A 20,325-nucleotide genomic window follows, 5' to 3' on the forward strand; every position below is an offset into this window, starting at 1 on the left:
GCTGCGCCGTCCGTGCCCGGACTGCCAGGACCGCACGTGGGTGGGCGCCAGCGGCCAGCCCACGTGCGTCCGGGCATTAGAGCGGCTTCTCAGCCTCACTCCTCCACGGCGCCCTCGAGGAAGTCGTGGTGGCGGGCGAGGGCTTGGCCGAGCTCCGTGCGGCCCGGTGTGCCGGGCTGGGAGGTCTGCCACAGCTCGATGCCCGCGTTCTTGATCTCCGTGGTGCGGAACGACGCCATGGCGGAGTCGTCGGGGTCATCGGCGGCCACGAGGACCGCGAGGACCTGGTGGGCGGCTTCGAGGCCCGGACGCCGGGCCGCGCGTCGTGCCACGGCGGTGATGTTGGTGATGTCCGTGGTGCGCTCGAGGGTCTGGGCGGTCAGCTCCAGCCACACCGCGTCGTCCAGCGCGGCGGTGTAGGCGAAGTTCCCGGCCCCGTGCAGGTGGCCAGCCGAGCTGGGAAGGTCGAGCGCGAGAACGCCGCACCACAGCTCAACGCCGTGCTCGACGTCCGCCGCGTTCTCCGGAGTGGCGGTGCGGGGCAGGAGGCGCTCGGCCTCGCCCAGCAGCCGGGAGATCGCCGCCGGGCCGCCGTCGCAGGCACTGAGGAGGGCGAGGAACCCGGGGCGGCCTCCGAGGTCGGCTGGCTTGGCCAACAGCAGGGCCGCGCAGTATGGCCAGAGCGTCGCGTTCGTCGTGTCGTCGCCGTTGGTGCGGCTCAGGTAGGCGGCGAGCTTGACCGAGTTGAGGCGCCGCAGGATCCGCAGGCCGGCCGCGTCGATACTCCGCCGGGAGTTGATCCCGATGACGGCGGGCACGATCTCCTTGTCGAGGTCGAAGAGATCTGCCTGGTGGCGGTCGGTCCAGAGGGGCGCGTGCTGGATCAGAGCGGGGAGATGGTGGCCGATGACGGCCAAGGCGCGGCTGTCGGTTCCCTCGTCGAGGATGCCGTCGAGAAGGCTCTCGACGGCCACCGTGAGTTCGGCCGGGGCGACGACGAACGTCAGGCCGTATCGGATGAGGGCGTCGAGCGCGAGGCCGCCGATCTCCTGGTGCGCGGCCGACAGTGGGTCGGCCAAGGAAGTGGCCGGCTCGGTCCAGGCAGCGACGGCCGTTTCCAGCCAGCCGGTGATCGCAACCGAGACGTCCCCGAGGTCGATGCCGTGCGTCCACGCCTCGCTCAGCGCCAGGCACAGGGTCAGCTGCGCCTGCAGCCGGACCGAGGCCTCGACGCCGGGTGCGCCGAGCAGGTCCCACAGCGCTGCGGTGACGGCCCTCGTGGTGGCCTCGTGGTCCGGGAGCGGGCACGGGTCGGCGGTCAGCGGGGTGCGCAGCGCGGCCAGGTATGCCTGCTGCAGGGCGTGGTCCGCGAGGGCCACGGTGACTGCGGGGACATCGGCGGCCCACCGGGCCGGGTCGGTGGCGACGAGCTGGGCCAGGACGATCCGGGAGTAGTCCGGGGACAGGGCCCCGGCCTGCTGCCGCTGCCGCAGGAGCGAGGCGGCCTCCGGCGCGCCCTGGCTGGTGGCCACGGCCGCGAGGTCCTGTCCGGCGGCGGTGAGGGTGTCGAGATAGGGGACGATCCGAAAGCGCGGCAGCGGCTTGGCCGGAGGGGGCCCGAACAGGGAGGTCACCGCGTCGACGACGGGCTGCCAGGGGGCCAGCACCGACGCGGGCAGCACCGGGGACAGCGACCACACCACGGACCAGCCCGCCGGGGCCGGGACAACCCAGTCGGCCAGAGCGCTGCGGCCCGCGTCGATGGCGGCCCCGGTCGGGGCCGGGCCGAGCGCGGCCGTGAGCTCCTCCTCCAGCTCCGGCAGGGTATCGGGCGGGCAACGGTCGAGGGCGGCGGCGACTAGGTCGAAGGTGTCGGCGCCGACCATCTCAACGTCGCCCAGGCGAGCCAGGAGGTCGCGGGTGGCCGCGAGCCAGCTCTGGGAGGCCTCGGAGTCGTCGCGCTGCTGGGGGAGGCTCTCCAGCAGGTGCGCGGCCAGCACGCGATCCGCCCACCGGGACGGTCCCGGCAGACTCGGCCATCCGGCGATGCGCTCGGCCAGGGTGACGCCGTGTTGGAACTCGGTCCGGGCGAAGTCGAGGCGGGCACGGACCGCGATCCGGGTAGCGGAGGGGCCGAAGTCGTCGGCCGAGACCATCTGGCGCAGGTCGTCCGCCCGGTCGAGGTCCGCCTGCTCCACCTCGGACGTCACGGCGGCCTCGACTACCGCCTTCACCGCGGAGCGTACAGCCCGCACCACGGCCGCCTCCCCGGCGCCGTCCGGGCCGTACGCGGCGCACTGGAGCTCCTTCAGCAGCGCCTGGAGCTCCCAGTACTGCGCGGCAGGCTGCTCCACCACGTGCAGCAGCACCCGCCTGGCCACCTCCACCCAGTCGACGTCCCGCTTGCTGGCCGGGATGTCGACCAGCCACACCACCAGCTGGTGCCAAAGCACCTCCACGGTGCCGTCCTGGTCCAGGACGGCGCGCACCACGGGGGCGGAATCCCCGCCGATGGCGCGAGCCACCCGCAGCAGGCCGACCAGCACGACCGGGTCCACGCCGCTGAACGCGCCCTGATGCAGCTGGAGCCAGACCAGGGCCCGCTGCGGATCCGCCTGCGCGACGCGTTCCAGGTACGGCTGGGCCGGCCAGTGCTCCGCCTGGGGCAGCAGCCGCGCCGTACTGACCAGGTCGAGCCAGGCGGCGCTGACGGCGTTGGCGAAGAACCACCTGATCGCGCGGGGCTGGTGGATCGCGGCCACGGCGGCGGCGTCCTCGGCGCTGGGTGCCTCGGTCCGGGCGAGCTGGACCAGCAGAGGGGCCAGGTCGGGCAGGTCGAGCAGGAGCTGCTCGACGTGGGCCAAGAGGTCGACGAAAAGGCGGCGGGTGCTCGCCTCGTCCTCGGCCTCGCCGCCGTGAAGGCTGCCGGAGGTGCGCTGGTAGAACTTCGCCCAAGCCCGGAACGCCTCCTCCTCGCCGTCCCCGGGGAGGGTGCCGGTGCGCTGGGTGACGATATGCGCCAGCTGGCGCCGCCGGAAACCGCCGCCGACCTGATTCTCGTGCTCCCAGTAGGCCCACGCGTTCCGCAGGCCGTCGAGGCCGTCCGGCCGGGCGGCTGCTTCGGCTGCTCCGGACGCCTGACGGGCCTGCCGCACGCGGCGCAGGATCTCGACGACCGCCCGCTGGTCATCCCTGCCAGCGGGCAGCGCCGTCAGCTCCATGGCCATGTCAAGGAGCTCGCGGACCGCCTCGTATTCCGCCCGCGGGTCGGCCGGGACCGGCAGCCGGCCGTCGGGGATGCTGATCAGCCGCTGAACGCTCGCTCCAAGGCCGGCCTTCGGCTCCAGGAACTCCGGCACGTCGGCAGCGTCGAGAGCGGTGAGCAGCTTGCCCAGCGGGGTCTGGCCCTTCTTGCCGACCTGCTTGAGGAAGCCCGCTACCTCGTTGTTGACCTGATTCTGGGCATCGCGCGGACCCTCGAAGTCCTCCCCGGCTTCCTTGAGGAGCGCATCCAGAGCCGACCGGCAGGACGCCTGGACGGTCTCGAGCGGCCTGGGCCAGCGCCCGGGCTCCTGAAGCATCTGCGCGGCGGTGCGGAGGTGGGCCAGTGCCCGCTCTCCGTTGGCTCCCAGCGCGGTGAGGGCTTTTGCAGTGTGCGAGCCGTCCGCCAGCCGGGACGGGTCAACTTCCGCGCCAGGAGCGCCATTCGGTGTCACCGGGCCACGCTAGCAGCGCTTGGCCGCGCCCCGGGCGCGGTGCCAGGCCGCTCACGCGACGAAGGTGGTGCCCGTGTCGGCCCGCACGAGTTGTTAGGGCTGGTGGTGCGGGTGGCGAGCCGCTTGGGGTCGAGGGTGGAGAACTGACGCCACTCGGTCAGGTGCAGCAGCAGGCCCGCGCCATCGACGGCGCCGTCCGCGAGAGGAGTCGGACGCCGGCAACTCGTCGAACGCCCCCACGACCGGGCGCCGGGCATCACCGTGGCGGTGGTCCTGCCCCGCGAAGACGCCCGCGACGTCCTGGGCCTCCCCGCAGGGCACGGGCCCACCACGCTCATCGAACAGCCTCCCGGAACCCGGGTGGGCACCAGTGCCCCCCATTACCGCCGCGCAGCCCTCCTCCAGAGCCTGTATCCGAAGCTCGTCGCCGTGCCGATCCGTGGGAACGCCGACCGGCGGCTCGAGAAGCTCGACAGCCGGGAGCTCGGTGTCGACGCGATGCTCGCCGCCCGCGCCGGGCTGCAACTGTAGGGGGCCGACCTACTTCAGCCATCGAGCCCGTATCTCAGCAGTAGATGAGCACTCGGCAGTTTACTCGGGCAGATCAGCAAAGGCGGGATCCATAATCCTGGACGCGCCGGGCACCGTCAGCCTGAACCGCTTCTTCAGTACGGTTTAGTAGCGCCGTACGCTCCGGCGTGCAGATACAGCAACAAATATCTGCACGCCTCCCCGGAGTGCGCCTACGCCGGGGATTGCGAGTGCGATCTGACGGTGCTGCTGATGAATAGTCGGACGCTGAACCTGCCCAGCCCAGTCGGCAGAACTGCAGGTCGAGGTGCCGCACCGGAGGGCTCGCCAGCGGCAGAGTAAGTAGTCGGTGGAGGCTTGGCACTCCGCAGACACAGAACGAAATGGCGGGCCACATGACCGAGACAGGGCCGAGCGGACAGATTGGCGCAGAGGCGCCAAAGCCGACTACGAGCGTCACCACAGCGCTGGACGTGCACTTCCCGCCCGTCCCCAATGGAGTCGACTACCTTGTCAGCGTGGTGAGGCTGCTGCGTCGGGAGAAGGGGGAAGGCGACCCCAGCCCACACGACCTAAAGTACGCCGTCCTGCACCTTCAGGCGGCCTGCGAGGTACTCCTCAAAGCGCGCTTGCGGCAAGAGCACTGGACTCTGGTGATCAAAGACGCCAGCCAGACGAGTAAGCAGAAATACGACGACGGCGAGTTCGACAGCCCCACCACCGCGGAAACCATCCGAAGGCTCGTGCAGGTTGTAGGCGTCCAGATTGAGAAGAGAGACAAGGAAGCCATCCTCGCCTTGGCCGGCATCCGCAACCAGCTTCAGCACTGGGGGCTGACAGAGTCGGCGGCGGCCGTTGAGAGTCGTGCTGCAGACGTGCTCGACTTCCTGATTCGCTTCCTAGACGAAGAGCTTCTGGAAAAGATCGACGCCGACCAGCGAGCGGCCATTGCCGACAACATGCTCGAAGTCCGGTCTGGGCTGGGAAGCATCAATGGCTACGTCACGATTCGCATGGATCGCCTGCGCATTGTGCTCAAGGACGTGGCAGACCACACGGTGCAGTGCCCGGACTGTACCCAGTTCGCGCTTCACGTCGACGGCGCGGCCAACAAGTGCCTCTACTGTCCCCGCCCCTGGAAGGTCGACCAGTTGGCCGTGGCATACGCCACCAAGATCCTCGACCAGCCCAGGATCCGTCGGTACTACAAAGGCGGAGGGAAAAGCGACTCCTGGAGCGTGGATCTGGGCGATCTGGAGACGGTACTGCGCGACGAGCTGTGCCGGCGGGGGCTGGGTTGGCCTGGAGAGACTGAGCTACCCGCCGAGTGCCCCAACTGCCAGATCCGGGCGCTAGTCGGGGGCGTCGCCACTGCGCTTGCCCCGGACCAGCTGGTGAACATGTGCTTCAACTGCACCGAGACCTTCGAAGGCCTGGAGTCCTGATCCCGGCCCAACCGGGTGTACGGCTTGGTGCTCGTATAGCTACAGCCAGAGGACAACTGCGGGCAACTGCCCAGGCCAACAACCTCCACCACCAGCGTGGCAATCGCCCTTGCCACGACGACGGACCGCTCCAGTGCGGGGCCGGCCGTGTTTCCGCAGGTGAGGTGTAGGCGTGACGCGACAGCCCGGATGGTTCCGTCGCTCTCCATCACATGTCCGTCTGCCCTAGCTACAACGTCCAGGTGGGAGTGCTCATGTACCTCGGATTCCTACAGCAACGCCTGGGCCTGGCCGAACGGGCCAGCGAGATCCTCGACCCGTCGGTGTGGGCCTCCGCCGCGGGTGCCGGGATCGTCGTCATCGAACACCGCACTGACGACGAGGACACCGCCGGGCTCCTCTCGACGGTCACGCATCCAGCGACACGGGTCGTCCTCGACGCTGAGCGGGCCGTACTTTCCTCGCTCGAAGGCGGATGTCTCACCGCCGCCTCAGCCCACGCCATTCTCGATCCCGCCACCCAGCACGTGACGGTCCACGCCGCCGTCCTCGACCCTTCCGGCGGGCCCGCCCTCCGCACGACCTCTTCCGGCCCCGCCGACCGCGCCGCGGAGGTCGGCCGGGACACCGGGCTCGGACTCCTGCACGCGGGCGCGGCCCGCCTACTGGCGGTCTCCCCCCACTGACCGGCTCCCGCCTTCCGCGGCTTCCGGTCTGGAAGCGCAGATGTCCACACTGGGCACCATTCCACCAAAGGCCTCGATCTCCGATGCCTAGTAAATTGGATCAAGCGCACCCGGATATTTGATCTTGGGATATTTGATCTTGCCGTCCAGGCGGTGCATCTATTGCCCTTAGGTGACCTTCACAACACGCACGGACCGCACAGCTAACCCTTTCCCCTTGTAAGATCAGCCATGGCAGGATGCACCTTCCGGCCCCCGCACCCCCTGTAAGTGCGAGCCTCTGGCTGCTAACGCCCCACGTGCGTAAATCGAGATCGGGGCTCGACAGCGGACACCTCAGTGGCACTTCGAGGAGTGACTATGCTTTGGCGTCGGAATGGTTCTCGGCGCGCTCTCGTGCGGGAATGCGAGAGGCTACTCGCAGACCTTCCCGTCCCTGTTCCCTTCAGCGTCGAGGCGCTGGTGCGAAATATGGAACGCGCGCTGAGTCGCCAGATTCGCCTGGTACCGCTGGATGATCCCGATGGAGGCCTGGGAACTGCCTGCGGCCTTCGAGTCAAGGCACCAGAGTTCACGATTGTGCTCTACCGTCGCCGCTCAAGTCGCAACCAAACCGAGCACATCATCCTTCACGAGCTCGCACACGAGTGGCTGGATCACGGCACCACTCTTACGAGTGCCGAGATCGAGCAATACGTACCGGAGCACATCCGCGAGGAAGTTGTTCGGCGTTTCCCGACGACTTTGGTCCAAGGCCGCGTTAATTTCGACAGCCCTGAGGAAAAGCAGGCGGAGCTTTCTGCGTCGCTGATAAAGAGGCTGGCGCGCCGCCAGTCATCAAGCGGGGGTGACGACATGGTCAGCCTCCTAGAGTCCTCACTCTCTCATCCCGTTGCTCCACCACTGCGCCGAAACCAACCGTGAGCGCCCGGCTGTCACTGGGGTATACATCCCAGCCACACGATAGCCGTCACGCAGTCCACCCACTGTCAATCGCGGCTGTGGCCAACCAGCCTTCCTGGCTGGCGCGCATCCAGCCGGCCCGTAGATATGCGTTGATTACGTGCTCGATATCTTCAAATACCTGACTGCGGCCGTAATGACCATTATTGCAGTGTGGAGATTCCCCGCAGTCCGGTACGCCGATGCCCACCGCCGAGCTCTGTGGGGCGGCTACGCCGGATTCGCCATAGCCCTTTGGCTGTACACACCGGCAGCGATGCAGGCGGTGGAACGGATCCCCGTTGTTGACCTGAGTGCCCTTCTCAGGCACTTTGCCAGCACGGCGGCCATCCTTGCAGCTCTGACGTACGTCGCGACCAGCTACGGGAAGAGCTCCGAGGCCATCGTCCCGCGACACGTCGCGGTGTCACGCTGGATCGCCCGCGCCTCCTATAAGACAGGCGCGATAGGCGTGGTATTGCTAACGGTCCTATTCTTCACCGTGGTGGACCGAGCCAAGCCGAGCCAGAGTTTCCTCATCGATCATGCTGGGCAATGGGGTGCTGCGGTCTACATGACCGTGTTCTATTTCTTCCCTCTGATCACAACCGCAGTTTGCGGCTACCAGTGGACAAGGGCCGCGCGTCAGGCCGAGAGCACCAGCATGCGTGTAGGACTCGGCTTGATGGGGTTCTCGATGTGGATGGGGCTGGCCCACACTGTGGCTCGCGTCGCGATCCTCTGGGGAGCGGTGATATTCCCTCTGAGTGACTCCACTGTGGAGTTCCTCGTGGACGCGACGGCAGTATGGATGAACGCGCTCTTCCTGATCGTCGCGGTCGGTGCAAGTATTCCTACCACCCAAGCGGCCGCTGTCCGATGGAAGACGTGGCGCACTCTTTACAGGATTTATCCACTCTGGTTCAGCCTGGTCGAGGCGTTTCCTGGAACCAGCTTGTACCCGCCTGGGTCTCGGCTCGCAGAGCTCATCCATATGCGTGTCCCTAGCGATGTTCGCCTGGATCGCTGGACTCAGGATATTGCCGACGCCTGCGAGAAGCTGCGGTATTACGCGCCGAAGGAATTGAGGTTCGCCGCCGAGGACAGAACTGCCTCTCACGCCGACCCCGAGCCAGCCGCTGAAGCGTACTGGATCAAAGCAGCGCTCCAGGCCGCCACCACAGGTCGGGCCAGCCGGTATGCCACTTCCCCCTTGAAGCCGAAGCCGTTCGTTGACACCGATAGCGAAGCAGCCTGGCTAACGCGCGTGAGTGTCACCTATTCCCATATAACAACGGATCAGGCTCGAATACTTCTAGAGCAGTCGGCGCGGACAGAAGTCGAGCCCTCCCGGTAATTGATCTTGGATGCAGCGCCTTGGTGACATTCGGCACTCAAGACCGTATGGGCTTGGCTGGTACCGTAGATGACGCGGACTGTTTGGTCTTGCTCCGCCTCGTAAGTTCACCCGGGCCTGCGACGTGCAGTGCTGCCGTCGCCATATGCAGCCGGGTCCGCGACGCTATCCGGTCTGGAAGGCGTCCAAAGCCTCAGCAATGGAGTTCCCGCATGTCCAACCGCACCGGCCTCATCCTCGATTTCGGAGGCGTACTGACCACCCCCCTGCTGCCTGTGGTGCTCGCCTTTGAGCAGCGTGAAGGGCTGCCCCAGGGTGCGTGCATCTCTGCGCTGTACCAGGACGAAGAAGGTGTGCGGGTCACCAGTGACCTGGAGCGTGGAGCGGTCAGCCAGACCGAGTGGAACGAGATCGCGGGCAAGAAGCTGGGCGTGTCCCCCGACAACCTGATGGGCAGGATCTTCGGCGGCCTGCGCCCCGAGCCGCTGCTGATCAACGCGGCCGCGGCCGCACGGCGCGCCGGGATCAAGGTGGGCATCCTGTCCAACAGTGTGGGCCTCGCGCCCTGGGACCTGTACGACGGCTACGAGCTTGAGACCCTCTACGACGCCGTGGTGATCTCCGAGCACCACCAGATGCGCAAGCCCGACGCGGCGCTCTTCGAAGCCACCCTCAAGGTCATGGACCTGCCCGCCGAGCAGTGCGTCTTTGTCGATGACACCGAGGCGTACGTTAAGGCAGCAGAGAAGCTCGGCCTCGCAGGGGTACACAACAAGGACCCTAAGCAGACGGTGGCAGATCTCCAGGACCTGCTCGGCGTGGACCTCACCTCGGCGCCGTAGCGAGTCGCCGGCGCCCCGACACCAGGCAGCCGCGCCCAAGCGAGGGCCCGTTCTTGGCGCTCGAATACATCCTTACGAACAGTAGCGGGGCTACGGCGTTGCACCGGATCATCGGTGCGGCACCGTAGTCCCGTTCGTCGTTGCCGCCCTGGTGCCGACAAGCTCCGCGCCTGCGCGCAGCCAGCGGTCAACCCTGGGAGCGAAGAGCGCAGGTTCTACAGAGCCCGGCCCATACCGCTGACCTGTGGCGCACGAAGCCCAGCCGACCTGCGGGCAGGTGGCGTCACTCCGCGCCTGGCACATCCGGCAGTTTGTGCTTCAGTTCTCCGACAAGATCGTTAATCTTGGCCATCATCTCGGCGGACAGACCCGTGCTGTTACCGCGGGCGGCCAGGCCGAGGATCTGCCCCCGGTGGATCGAGCCGATGAAACGGAACGCCTCCAGGAGCTGCCGGGCCTCGGGGCTGAGCTCCGCATCGTCCTGGAACAGGGCGGCGTCGACCTGGAGGGCGTGGGCTAGCCCTGCGCGCACTACGTCGGAGGCATCGGTTGTGGCGCCCGTCCGAAGCGCGACGATGTCGCCGGCCGTGACGGTGGACGCGCCCGCATGCTCGTTGACAGCGCGTGCGATTTCCTCGTCGGATGGGGCTTCCTGGCCCACGTACCCGTGCTGGAGGAGGTAATTGATCTTCTCCTCGATCGTCCTGGGTCCGGACGCAGACGGCACGCGGACACCAAAGGAACGGTCCTGCGCGACCAGCAGCTCGCGTTCGGTCACTCTGTAGGCCTTGGCGAGTGGCTTCACGTAGGCATCGCTGAGCCTGCGCCGTCCGGATTCGGCGTTGCCCAGCGGCGCACGGCTCGCGTTGATGATCTCTGCGGCCTGCGCGATGCTCAGTCCGGCGTCGCAACGCAGGAGCTGCAGGTCGGGTGGGCCGTCATGGGGGAAGAGGTCATCGAGTGGCTTGTGCAGCGCCTTAGCGATGGCGGGGAGCTTCTCACCCTTGGGGAAGTCCTGGCCGTTTTCCCATCGCGCTACGGCAGGGCCACTGACGCCCACCATGTCACCCAGCTGCTGCTGGCTGAGATCTCTGCCCCGTCGGACAGCACGTACGTGACTGCCGTCGAACTGACGTGGGGGCACATGGACTCCTGCAAGTGACTGTCTAGGCGATCTGGGCGGCGTCTAGAGCACTGTAATCGACGGCTTGATACATCCGCTCAACTAACGTACTTTCCTGTATCGCACCTGGTGTTCGGGGGCGCCGCGTCTCTCTATGGTGCCAGCCCTTCCACCGCGTGCGCCTCCCGGCCTCACTCGAAGCGGAATCGGCCCAGGTCAGGGCCATGCCATGACCTGTGAGGAGTTCTAGAGCAATCCCTAGGTCTTTCGGCAGGCTCTGCGTATGTTCGTCGTCCCCAGCGGGTCACCAGACCCGCCGGAGGACATGGAGGGGGACTGGATGCACCAGGAACGGACCTTACGGGCTGGGTGAGCCCGGAAAACAGCGACGGCGCCCGAGAGAACCTCTCAGACGCCGGACGCTTCTGGTAGCACGTTCGCCCCGGCAAGGGCGGGAGAGCTACCCATCACCACAGCACCGGACCTTCTCACGGGCACACCGGTGCGATGTTCACAACAGAGGAGAGTGTCGCATGGCGACTGCCCTGCGCAAAAGACCGGAGCGTACGCCCGATCCCACCCCTCGCCAGCAGGGGGGTGCTGTCTGATGGCGCGAATACGGACCATCAAGCCCGAGGCGTTCCTGTCCGAGGACCTGGCCTCGGTCGACGTCACCGCGGTGGTGACCTTCTTCGGGCTGCTCACCCAGGCCGATGACAACGGGCGGTTCCTGGCCCATCCGGCGATCATCGCCGGGGTCCTGTGGCCGCTGCGTGCCGAGCACGCGCCGGCGAACGTCGCCAATGACCTGGAGCAGCTGGAAGCCGCCGGGCTGATCTGCCGCTACACCGGGTGCGACGGGAAGAACTACCTGCACTTCGTGACGTGGGACAAGCACCAGAAGATCGACCGGCCGTCGGCATCGCGCATGCCACGGTGCCCCGCACACCAGGCTCATCACCGCTGCAGCGGCTGCGGCGACGCGGCCTGCCCCGCCTCCTCCACGCCCACCAGGACGTCGGCGCCGGCCACCACTGCTGGGCTGGCAGCTGCCCCCTCGCGGGACTCGACGAATACTCGTCGAGTACTCGATCAGCCGGTTTCGCCCGATTCCGCGCTGACGGCGAACCCGGACCCCGTACCGGTCGGCCTCGGTGCGGCCCCGCGATCCGCTCCGGCGGCCACCCAGGAGTCGCCTTCCGACCTGGCTGGAAAAACCGCAGCTCAGGAGGCATTCGACGAGGGCTCGACACAAATGCGCGAGGGCTCGTCGTCTGGATCTAGGATCTTGGATCCTGGATCAGTACCTACGGGGCGCGAGACGCCAGCGTCAGGCAGCGTCTCGGAGAAGGTGTCCGCGAAGGATCTGGTGGCCGAGTACACCAAGAGCTGCAAGCGGCGCCCCCCGAGCGACACGCTCGGCCTGCTCGGCCGCAAGATCAAGATCCTGCTCGACGAGGACTTCACGCCCAGGGACATCCGCGCCGCCCTGGAGCTGCTGCGGGACAAGGGCCTACACCCGAGCGTCCTGCCCAGCCTGGTGAACCAGGTCGTCAACGCCTCACCGCAGGCGGTCGGCTCCCCCTCGTCCTCCGCCTCCGGCGCGGGGCCATGGGCCAGCACCGGATCCACCTACACGCCCTACCGCAATCCGGCGCCCGCGCCCACCACGTTCGGAGGAAGCCTGTGACCCGCACTCGTCTCGCCGACCCGCAGCTGGCCGTCTCCGACCGTCTGCAGGCCCGCCTCGCCGCCCGCCTCGCCGAGCGCGGCATCGACCCGGCCGCCCCGGTCCTCGCGGACACTCCGGAGCCGATCCCGGCCCTGGAGGCAGCCCAGCGGCGCATCCCGTACGCCTACCGGGACGCCTTCGCCAGCCACCCCGCCGTCATCACCTGGGTTCGGACGATCGTGGCATCCGCGACCGCGCCGAACGCCGATGCACACAACCCGCACTGGGGCAGCGGTGGGCGCCGGGTGATCGCCCGCGGACCCTCGCTGCTGCTCTGGGGGAACACCGGGGCAGGCAAGACCCACGAGGCATTCGGTGCGATCCGCTCGCTGACCGCCGCCGGGTGCGCAGTGCCCTGGCACGCGGTCAAGGCGACCGACCTCTTCGGGCAGATGCGCCAGCGGACCGGTGTGGACGTCGAGTGGCTGCTCCGCAGCATCGTCCGGGTGCCGCTCCTCCTCCTGGACGACCTGGGCACCGCCAAGCCCAGCGAATGGAACGAGGACATCACCTTCCGGCTTCTGGCCTGGCGTGACGAGCACCACCTCCCGACGCTGGTCACCACCAACCTGGCGCCGGTGCGTACCGAGCACATGGACCAGTACCAGCCGGTGCTGCGCGACAAGGTCGGTGACCGGGTGCTCTCCCGGCTGTCCGGGATGTGTACCGGGGTCGAGTTCGACGGCCCGGACCGCCGTTTCCTGCGCGACTGACCGGCCCTTCCGCACCCTCTCCCCCTTCGGGGCGGCCCCGTAGCCGCTCCCCTGCCCTGCCTCTCCGCCGGGACGCACCCACACCACTTGACCGCTGGTGTGCCGCGCTGCCGCCCGCCGGCCCCTGAGGCGTACCCGGAGAAACATCCCATGCGCTACATCACCGCCAGCGTCCCTCCCACCGACCTCCACGGCGTCGCCGATATCAGCTGGCACGCCCGGGCCACCTGCAACGGGGTCGACCCCTCCACCGCAGACGAGCTCTTTTTTCACACACCCAACGACGACTACGCCATCGCGGAGGCGAAGGAGATCTGCAGCTGGTGCCCGGTCCGCCGCGAATGCTTCAACTACGCCCTGGACAACGAGATCAAGGAGGGCGTCTGGGGCGGCCTGACCGAGGCCGAGCGCGTGACCTGGCACGACCAGGTCGAGAACCGACTGGACTACAGCCGGGTGAAGGCGGTGATCGAAGGCCGGGACGTCCAACTGAGCCGACTCGAGCGCAAGACCCTCACCCGCTACGCGAGCGCCCAGGGCTGGAGCCCGACCCGCCTGGCCCACTCCCTCCAGATCGGTGTCGAGTGGGCCCGTGACCTGCTCCGCGTGGAGGCCCGCGCCATCGAGAACCGCGACAACCACAACCTCGCCTCGGACCCGAATCCGGTCGAGACCGCCCGGCAGGCCGCCCTCGACGGGCAGCAGCCCCCGCTCTCCGGCCAGGCTCACGACGGTGACGGTCCCGAGCGCGACCGGAGCATTCCCCGTCAGGACAGGCGGGGCAAGGTCGTAGCGCGGAAGTCGAGGCCGGTGGCTCGTCACGTGCAAACGCAGGCCCTGATCAACAACCTCCGGGAGGCCGTATGACCACCCCCGGCACGGGACCCAGGCCCAGGAGGAGCACCGAGTCCACGGAGCGGTTCACCCTCGCCGCCGCCGGCGCCGTCATCGCGGCCTTGACCGCCGCCGCCTTCTGGTTGAGTTACGCGCACCTGGCCGAGGTCGCCGGGCAGCACGGCCTGGCCAAGTCACCCGAGCGGCAGTGGGCCTGGCCCGGCACGCTGGATGCCTTCATCGTCATCGGCGAGCTGCTGATGCTGCGGGCGGGACTGCGCAAGGTCACCGACTGGTGGGCCGTGGCCCTCACAGCCATCGGATCGATCGGCTCCATCGCGCTCAACGTCGCCGGCGTCGGCGGGACCGGCACCGACCCGGTCCCCGTGCTGGACTACGTCGTCGCCGCCGTCCCGCCCACCGCCGCACTGCTCGCCTTCGGTGTGCTGATGCGACAGATCCACCAGCACGTCGCCACAGCCGACGACCGGGCTCCACTCCCCACGGAGGCCGTCCCCGAAGGCGCCATGACCTTCCGGACGGCGATTGGGGACCAGCCTTCCGCACAGTCAGGGGACGGTAACGGGACCGCGGTCCCCGCCGGTGGGGACGCGGAGGAACGTTCTGGTGTGGACCGAACGAGCACGGTCCCCGAGCAGAGGCACGGTCCCCAAACGGTCCCCGACCCGGCGATCCCCACCGGCCTCGATACGGCGGAGGCACCGGGGACCGTCCCCGGCCTGGGGACCGGGGACCACCACAACGGGGACCGGCCAGACACGGTCCCCGCGCAGAACCCGGGTCCCCACGCGGTCCCCGTCCTCCAAGGGGACCGTCCCAAGGGGACCGACGGTCCCGAACACGGGGACCGTCCCGGTGCCAGCGCCCCTGCGGGGACCGGCAACGAGCCCCGCACGGTCCCCAACATCAAGGCCACCAGCGGGGACCGGGGTGGCCACGCGCCCGCAACGGTGCGGAACAACGGCGTCAGCGGGGACCGTCCCCGACACGACCGCACCTCCTCGGTCCCGGGGACCGGGGACCGCAAGGGGACGGTCCCCGGGACCGAGACTGACGGTCCCCGTCCCCATCCCGCACCGGACGGGGACCAGGACGACGCCGGTGACCGTGACGGGGACCGGGGCAACGCCGACCCCGAGGACCCGCCGGCAAAGTCGCACCGGGGACCGGTCCCCAAACCGAGCCGGGGGACGGGGAACCGCGTACCGGAGCGGTCCCGCAAGGGACCGGGACCGCGGTCCCGGTCCCGCCTCACCGAGGACGAGATCGTCGAACGGCTGCGTCCCCACGTGCGGACCGCACTTGAACGGGACGGCAACGAGTCCGTCACCCGCGTGCAACTGCGAGCGATCATGCGCGCCAAGCAGATCCCCGTCCGCAACGACCGCCTCACTCCAGTCCTCGCCCGACTGCGCGACGACAACACCAAGACGAGGAGCCCCCGGTGAAGACGTGCCCCCGCTTCACCCGCATCCGTGCCGACTTTGAGCGGGACATCCACTACCTCGGCAACCACGCTGCCCGCCACCCGGGCACCGCCCCGGCGAAGACCAGCGCTCGAACCGCCCTCGGCACCAAGCAGCGCATGGCCGAGGCCCTCACACGGCACTACGCGCACTGCCCCGAATGCGGATGACCACCCCATAACGGCAGACGGATCGCCGCCTGAGGCGCTCCAAAGGGCGGCCCGGACTTCTGCCGGGCCGCCTGCCGTTCGGGCAGCAAGCTCCCGAACGTCCCCACCACGCCCCCGACCGAACCAGCACCACGAGGACCCGGACCCGATGACGAACCCGCCGAACAGCGCAACCACCGTCCCAGAGCCGCCGGACAACAACTCGCTCTCGCGGCGAGCAAGTTGGGACGGAAGCGTAGCTTCCGTCATTCCCGCTCCCGAGGGGGCGGGAGGGGACCTGCACCAGGGGGCGCAGGTCCTTCTGGCTTCGACCGGGGGCGGATCGAAGCCAGAGCAGGAGGAGAAGCCGTCCCAGCGTCGTAGTCGCCGTGACAGTGCCGACCGCGCCCGACAGCGCCCTCGACAGCCGCGCGAGAAGAAGCGCCTGCACCAGCCCAATACCCGCTTCAACGACGCCGAGTTCTTGCTGATCAAGTCCGCCGCCGCTCGGTGTCACCTGTCCGTCGCCGGTTTCCTCGCCCGTGCCGCTCTCTCCGCCGCCCGCGACCTCGACCGCACCAGCGCCGAGATCGCCGACGAGCGTGAAGTGATCACCGCTCTGTTCGAGAGCCGGCGCAGGCTCGGCTGGGCCGGCAGCAACCTGAACCAGGTCTCCAAGGCCTTGAACTCCGGTGCTGACGTGCCGCAGCTCGAAGCGGCGCTCGCTGCCATCGGGCGGGCCGCCGAGACCGTTCATGAAGCCGCAGCGCAGCTGATCGCGCGGCGCGCGTCGTGATCCCCAGCGTCAACGATCCCGGATCGCGGACCATCGGGCTCCTCGCCTACCTGTACGGGCCCGGCAAGCACGAGGAGCACACCGACCCACACCTCGTCGCGTCCTTCGACGGCATGTCGCCCGATCCCGGCCGGGACCCGAAGGCCACCTTGAAGGACCTCCAGCAGCTCCTCGACCAGCCCGTCGAGGCCCTCCCGGAGCATGCCCGGCCCGCCAAGCACGTGTGGCATACCTCCGTGCGCGCCACCGCGGACGACCGGGTCCTGTCCGACGCGGAGTGGGGCGAGATCGCCCGCCGGATCGTGGCCGCCACCGGCATCGATCCGGGCGACGGCGAGCCGGCCTGCCGCTGGGCCGCCGTACGGCACGCGGACGACCACATCCACATCATCGCCACCCTGGTGTGCGAGGACGGCAGCCGGCCCGACGACTTCCGCTCCGGCAAGCGGGCCCAGGCCGAGTGCCGCCTCATCGAGAAGGAGCTCGGCCTGCACCAGGTCGCGCCCGGTGACGGCACCGCAGCCCAGCGCCCCACCAGCGCCGAACGCCACAAGGCCGAGCGCCAGGGCCGCGAGCGCACCGCCCGGGAAGAACTGCGCGAGACCGTGCGCCGCGCGGTGGCCGGTACCCATAACGAGGGGGAGTTCTTCGACCGCCTCGCCGCTGCCGGCCTGCTCGTCCACAAAAGGGTCGCACCGTCCGGCGACCTCCTCGGCTACAAGGTTGCGCTCCCCGACGACCGGAACAAGGACGGGGAGCCGGTGTTCTATCCCGGTGCGCGGCTCGCCCCGGACCTGTCCCTGCCCCGGATCCGCGAGCGCTGGACGGCCGCGGTGTCCCCCGGCCAAGACAGCGAGGTCGTCACCGCGGACGCTCCGCTGCGCTTGGTGCCCGGCCCTGCCTCCGCACGGCGGGCCGCAACGACCGCCGCGTGGCAGGCGGTGCTGGTCTTCGACGACGGCGACGACGGCGTGATCTCCGCCCATATCGCGGCGGCCGGCGAGGTCCTGGACGCGCTCGCCAAGACCTCCGCCGCACACACCCGCAAGCAACTGGGCGAGGCCGCCATCGCGTTCGAGCGGGCATCGCGCTCCCACGTCCGGGCCGCACGCGGCCATGACCGAGCCCTGCGCCAGGCCGCCCGTGACCTCGTCCACGGCGGACCGGCACTCGGCCGCGGTGAGGACGGGGCGAGCACCGCGATGCTGATCGACATGGCGTTCTTCCTCGTCACCGCCGCCGCGGCCTGGCACGGCAGGAAGGAGCACGCCCAGCAGGCCGCTTCTGCCCTCCAGGCCGCCGAACACCTGCGCGCCGCCTACCAGGCAGCATCCGGCCACCCCATGGCCGTACTGCACCAACGGGGCCGCCTCCTGCCCCCCGCGCTCCAGCGGCGGCATGCCGCCGTCCTGCGCGAAGCGGTGCCGGAGCTCGCCGATCAGGTCCTGGCCGAGGCGGGCTGGCCGGCGCTCGCCTCCACCCTCGCCGACGCCGAGGCGGCTGGGCACGATGCCGCTGAACTACTCGTGCAGGCCACTGGACGAAGGGAGTTGGACACCGCGTCCTCGGTCAGTGACGTACTGGTGTGGCGGCTGCGCCGTCTTGCCGGGCTCCCCGCTGACGCGTCCGCGATGCCGCTCCACAGCAGTTCCACCGGTAAGCCGTCGCTTTCGCACACGAGCGGCCCCGCAGATGTCCGCCAGGACAGCCGTGATCGGGGCCGTGGACATTGAGAGTTTCTAGAGTGGAACGACGACAGGGGCGTGGTGCACGATCTATGGTGCCCGGCAGGACAAGGACGAGGGGGGAACCTTATGTTCGGACGCAATCGCGAACGACGAGAACGACTCGAAGCCCAGAAGCGGTGGGAGGCGTGGACCGCGGGTCACGTCGAGCCGCCGCTGGGCCCGGACCACCAGGAGCCGGCGGCCGTGCCGGTCGTGGACGACTTCCTGCCGCCCGACCTGCGCCTGCCGACGCGCGAGGAGCTGGCCGGGATGCTGATGACCCACGACTTCCCACTCGTCCTCGACGGCGAGGTCCGCGCCTGCTCCGAGTGCGGCGCGTACCGAAAGTGGATCGTCGCCAGCACCCCCGATGGGGTGTGGCTGCGGTGCCCAGCTGGCCACGAACAGGTCGAGCCCCGGCTCGACGCGACCTGGTACAACCGCACCAGCGGGCCCACCACTGGACACCACGCCACCTACGAGGAATGCCTGCGCCACCTCGGCCACTGACCCCAACCCCTGACACCCATAACGCCGGAGGAGAACCCCACGGGGGTCCGGCCGTCAGACCCGCACGACCACAACAGGGGTTCACATGCGCATCCGCGCCATCGCCACCAGCCTGACCGTTGCCGTCTCCCTCGCCATATCCGGGTGCTCCGGCAGTACGCCCGCAGACTCCGCCTCCCCCCTCGGGAAGCCGTCGGGGCAGACCAAGTCCGGCGCCCCAGCGTCCAGCACCCCCCTGTCCGCTTCCACGCTCGCCGGGCGCCTCCTCGCCGAGGCTGATCTCAGCCAGGACTACACGCGCAAGCCCGAGAAGACCGCCCGTCACGACGACACGACGGTGATCGGCTGCCCCGCACTGGAACAGCTCGGCGGTGACGCCGCCGCCGGCGGAAGCCTGGACTTCCCGAACAAGGCGACGGCCACGTTCCTCTACAGCGGCAGCACCGGCTCCGAGATCTCCGAGGAGCTCTACAGCGATACCGCGCCCAAGCTGACCGCCGGCACGAAGCGCATCTTCGAGGCGATGACCGGCTGCCCCGTCTACCAGCTGGTGATCGGCAGCAAACCCGTGAAGATCGCCACGCAGAAGCTGACTGCCCCAGCTCTGGGCGACGAGGCCTGGAGCCAGCTCATCACCTTCACCGCCGGTGGGCAGGACAGCATCGTGAAGCAGACCACCGTCCGCACCGGGAGCATCCTGCTGGTCGTCTCCGGATCACCGGCCCTGGTCGACTCCCACGTGGAGAAGGCCCTCGCCAAGGCCAGCACCGAAAGCTGACCGCACCGTCTGTACGGCCCCGCCGCTCCTCCAGGACCGGCGGGGCCGACCTGCATGCCGTGGGCCGCCGGAGCGGACATGGGCACTTGGAGGGTGGTACGCGTCAGGCCCGGTTCCCGTCTCCTGGTGGATTGGGAACCGGGCCTGACCGGCTGGCGACGCATGCTGGAGGGTGGTCACCCCGTGCTCAGGGTGGCCAGAGCCGCTCGGTGGATCTCCCAAGGCGGCCCGCGGCTCGTTACACCTCGCGTTGCGGGGCGGGCAGTGCGGTCGCGCTGCCGTCGGCGAAGGGGCGCTGGATGCCGAGGAGCCGGTCGCTGTGGACTCGGGCATCGGTGATGCGGTCCTCGCCGGGCAGATAGACGACGAGGTCGACGTGGCTCTCGCGGCGGTGCCGGGAGACGGCGACCACGTGGTGGGCTTCGGCGCAGCCAGAGATCGTGTACCGGTCGCCCGGCTCCAGCAGCCACGCCCGTTCCTCGAAGGCACCGTGAACATCGACCGCCCATACGGCGGCGTGCGCGCGCATTTCGGGCAGTGTGTACATCTGGCGGAAGGTCTCCTCCTCGGCCCACAGCCGCAGACAGGCAGGGCACTCGTGCGCACCGGGATCCGCAACGGTGGGCTGCCGTTCACCGCAGTACATCTGGCCGGTGGCGCTGTTGCGGCGGTGGCCGAAAGCGAGGGGGCCAGCGCCTGGTGGAGTCCACAGCAGACTGTCGTCGCTGTGACACGGCTCGGCCACAGGCAGGATGAGTCCGCCCGCTCGCCCGCGCAGTGCCTCCAGCGTCTTGGTGAGGTGAGCGCAGTTGGCGCAGGCCCGCTTGCCGGTAGCGCGCCGATAGTCGAGGGTCTTGGCCGCAGTAGCCGAGGAGGTGGCCGGGGATCGGACGGTGGGCTGCTGCACTCCTTCCCGCACCAGCTGCGGGCCGGGCCTCGAACTCGCCAGGGTGGGAC

The 20,325-nt window shown here is 69.0% G+C and carries 16 protein-coding genes and 2 pseudogenes; 15 read left to right on the forward strand and 3 right to left on the reverse strand.

Going from position 1 to position 20,325, the window contains the following annotated elements; translation table 11 throughout:
• Positions 1–95: 95 nt before the first annotated feature.
• Positions 96–3,716, reverse strand: a complete 3,621-nt coding sequence (locus AB0M76_RS18285; protein WP_365953790.1) for a hypothetical protein — start codon at positions 3,714–3,716, stop codon at positions 96–98.
• Positions 3,717–3,962: 246 nt separating this feature from the next.
• On the opposite strand from AB0M76_RS18285, the pseudogene AB0M76_RS18290 reads away from it, so the two are divergent.
• The 6 genes and pseudogenes from AB0M76_RS18290 to AB0M76_RS18315 all read left to right on the forward strand — a co-directional run.
• Positions 3,963–4,247: pseudogene (locus AB0M76_RS18290) on the forward strand (hypothetical protein); the annotation flags it as partial.
• Positions 4,248–4,642: 395 nt separating this feature from the next.
• Complete coding sequence (locus AB0M76_RS18295) at positions 4,643–5,692, forward strand: hypothetical protein (protein WP_365953791.1); 1,050 nt, start codon at positions 4,643–4,645, stop codon at positions 5,690–5,692.
• Positions 5,693–5,904: 212 nt separating this feature from the next.
• On the forward strand, positions 5,905–6,378 hold the full coding sequence (locus AB0M76_RS18300) for a hypothetical protein (protein ID WP_365953792.1): 474 nt from the start codon (positions 5,905–5,907) through the stop codon (positions 6,376–6,378).
• 471 nt (positions 6,379–6,849) lie between these two features.
• Entirely contained in the window at positions 6,850–7,302 is a 453-nt protein-coding gene (locus AB0M76_RS18305; protein WP_365953793.1) for a hypothetical protein, read from the forward strand.
• Between the two features lie 139 nt (positions 7,303–7,441).
• Complete coding sequence (locus AB0M76_RS18310) at positions 7,442–8,677, forward strand: MAB_1171c family putative transporter (protein WP_365953794.1); 1,236 nt, start codon at positions 7,442–7,444, stop codon at positions 8,675–8,677.
• A 212-nt stretch (positions 8,678–8,889) separates the two neighbouring features.
• Positions 8,890–9,519, forward strand: a complete 630-nt coding sequence (locus tag AB0M76_RS18315) for an HAD-IA family hydrolase (protein ID WP_365953795.1) — start codon at positions 8,890–8,892, stop codon at positions 9,517–9,519.
• A 283-nt stretch (positions 9,520–9,802) separates the two neighbouring features.
• Here AB0M76_RS18315 and AB0M76_RS18320 read toward each other — a convergent pair whose 3' ends face one another.
• Positions 9,803–10,663: a helix-turn-helix transcriptional regulator gene (locus AB0M76_RS18320; protein WP_365953796.1), complete on the reverse strand. Its 861-nt coding sequence runs from the start codon at positions 10,661–10,663 to the stop codon at positions 9,803–9,805.
• A gap of 586 nt (positions 10,664–11,249) precedes the next feature.
• On the opposite strand from AB0M76_RS18320, the gene AB0M76_RS18325 reads away from it, so the two are divergent.
• From AB0M76_RS18325 to AB0M76_RS18365, 9 genes and pseudogenes are all read left to right on the forward strand, one after another.
• Complete coding sequence (locus AB0M76_RS18325; protein WP_365953797.1) at positions 11,250–12,332, forward strand: hypothetical protein; 1,083 nt, start codon at positions 11,250–11,252, stop codon at positions 12,330–12,332.
• Positions 12,329–13,087, forward strand: coding sequence for an ATP-binding protein (locus AB0M76_RS18330; RefSeq protein ID WP_365953798.1), 759 nt, complete (start codon positions 12,329–12,331; stop codon positions 13,085–13,087). The genes AB0M76_RS18325 and AB0M76_RS18330 overlap by 4 nt, the downstream gene beginning before the upstream one ends.
• Before the next feature lie 150 nt (positions 13,088–13,237).
• Entirely contained in the window at positions 13,238–13,954 is a 717-nt protein-coding gene (locus AB0M76_RS18335; protein WP_365953799.1) for a WhiB family transcriptional regulator, read from the forward strand.
• Positions 13,951–14,394, forward strand: a pseudogene (locus AB0M76_RS18340) (DUF2637 domain-containing protein); the annotation flags it as partial. The gene AB0M76_RS18335 and the pseudogene AB0M76_RS18340, both read left to right, overlap by 4 nt.
• A gap of 992 nt (positions 14,395–15,386) precedes the next feature.
• A complete protein-coding gene (locus AB0M76_RS18345; RefSeq protein ID WP_266445732.1) occupies positions 15,387–15,578 on the forward strand; it encodes a hypothetical protein in 192 nt (63 codons plus the stop codon).
• 148 nt (positions 15,579–15,726) lie between these two features.
• On the forward strand, positions 15,727–16,353 hold the full coding sequence (locus AB0M76_RS18350) for a hypothetical protein (RefSeq protein ID WP_365953800.1): 627 nt from the start codon (positions 15,727–15,729) through the stop codon (positions 16,351–16,353).
• On the forward strand, positions 16,350–18,086 hold the full coding sequence (locus AB0M76_RS18355; RefSeq protein ID WP_365953801.1) for a mobilization protein: 1,737 nt from the start codon (positions 16,350–16,352) through the stop codon (positions 18,084–18,086). Before AB0M76_RS18350 ends, AB0M76_RS18355 begins: the two co-directional genes overlap by 4 nt.
• 81 nt (positions 18,087–18,167) lie before the next feature.
• The gene (locus AB0M76_RS18360; protein ID WP_365953802.1) at positions 18,168–18,590 is read left to right on the forward strand and encodes a hypothetical protein; all 423 of its coding nucleotides are present in this window, start codon (positions 18,168–18,170) and stop codon (positions 18,588–18,590) included.
• Between the two features lie 85 nt (positions 18,591–18,675).
• Positions 18,676–19,368, forward strand: a complete 693-nt coding sequence (locus tag AB0M76_RS18365) for a hypothetical protein (RefSeq protein ID WP_365953803.1) — start codon at positions 18,676–18,678, stop codon at positions 19,366–19,368.
• 238 nt (positions 19,369–19,606) lie between these two features.
• Here the strand turns inward: AB0M76_RS18365 and AB0M76_RS18370 are convergent, their stop codons facing one another.
• Entirely contained in the window at positions 19,607–20,275 is a 669-nt protein-coding gene (locus tag AB0M76_RS18370; protein ID WP_365953804.1) for a hypothetical protein, read from the reverse strand.
• Positions 20,276–20,325 lie beyond the last annotated feature (50 nt).

The organism is Streptomyces sp. NPDC051364, assembly GCF_040682115.1.
Taxonomy (GTDB): domain Bacteria; phylum Actinomycetota; class Actinomycetes; order Streptomycetales; family Streptomycetaceae; genus Streptomyces.

What these genes read in the sequence shown, in the direction of transcription:
- AB0M76_RS18295 (WP_365953791.1), top strand. Translation starts at nt 4,643, where the DNA reads ATGACCGAGACAGGGCCGAGCGGACAGATTGGCGCAGAGGCGCCAAAG.
- AB0M76_RS18300 (WP_365953792.1), top strand. Translation starts at nt 5,905, where the DNA reads ATGTCCGTCTGCCCTAGCTACAACGTCCAGGTGGGAGTGCTCATGTAC.
- AB0M76_RS18305 (WP_365953793.1), top strand. Translation starts at nt 6,850, where the DNA reads ATGGAACGCGCGCTGAGTCGCCAGATTCGCCTGGTACCGCTGGATGAT.
- AB0M76_RS18315 (WP_365953795.1), top strand. Translation starts at nt 8,890, where the DNA reads ATGTCCAACCGCACCGGCCTCATCCTCGATTTCGGAGGCGTACTGACC.
- AB0M76_RS18325 (WP_365953797.1), top strand. Translation starts at nt 11,250, where the DNA reads ATGGCGCGAATACGGACCATCAAGCCCGAGGCGTTCCTGTCCGAGGAC.
- AB0M76_RS18335 (WP_365953799.1), top strand. Translation starts at nt 13,238, where the DNA reads ATGCGCTACATCACCGCCAGCGTCCCTCCCACCGACCTCCACGGCGTC.
- AB0M76_RS18350 (WP_365953800.1), top strand. Translation starts at nt 15,727, where the DNA reads ATGACGAACCCGCCGAACAGCGCAACCACCGTCCCAGAGCCGCCGGAC.
- AB0M76_RS18360 (WP_365953802.1), top strand. Translation starts at nt 18,168, where the DNA reads ATGTTCGGACGCAATCGCGAACGACGAGAACGACTCGAAGCCCAGAAG.
- AB0M76_RS18365 (WP_365953803.1), top strand. Translation starts at nt 18,676, where the DNA reads ATGCGCATCCGCGCCATCGCCACCAGCCTGACCGTTGCCGTCTCCCTC.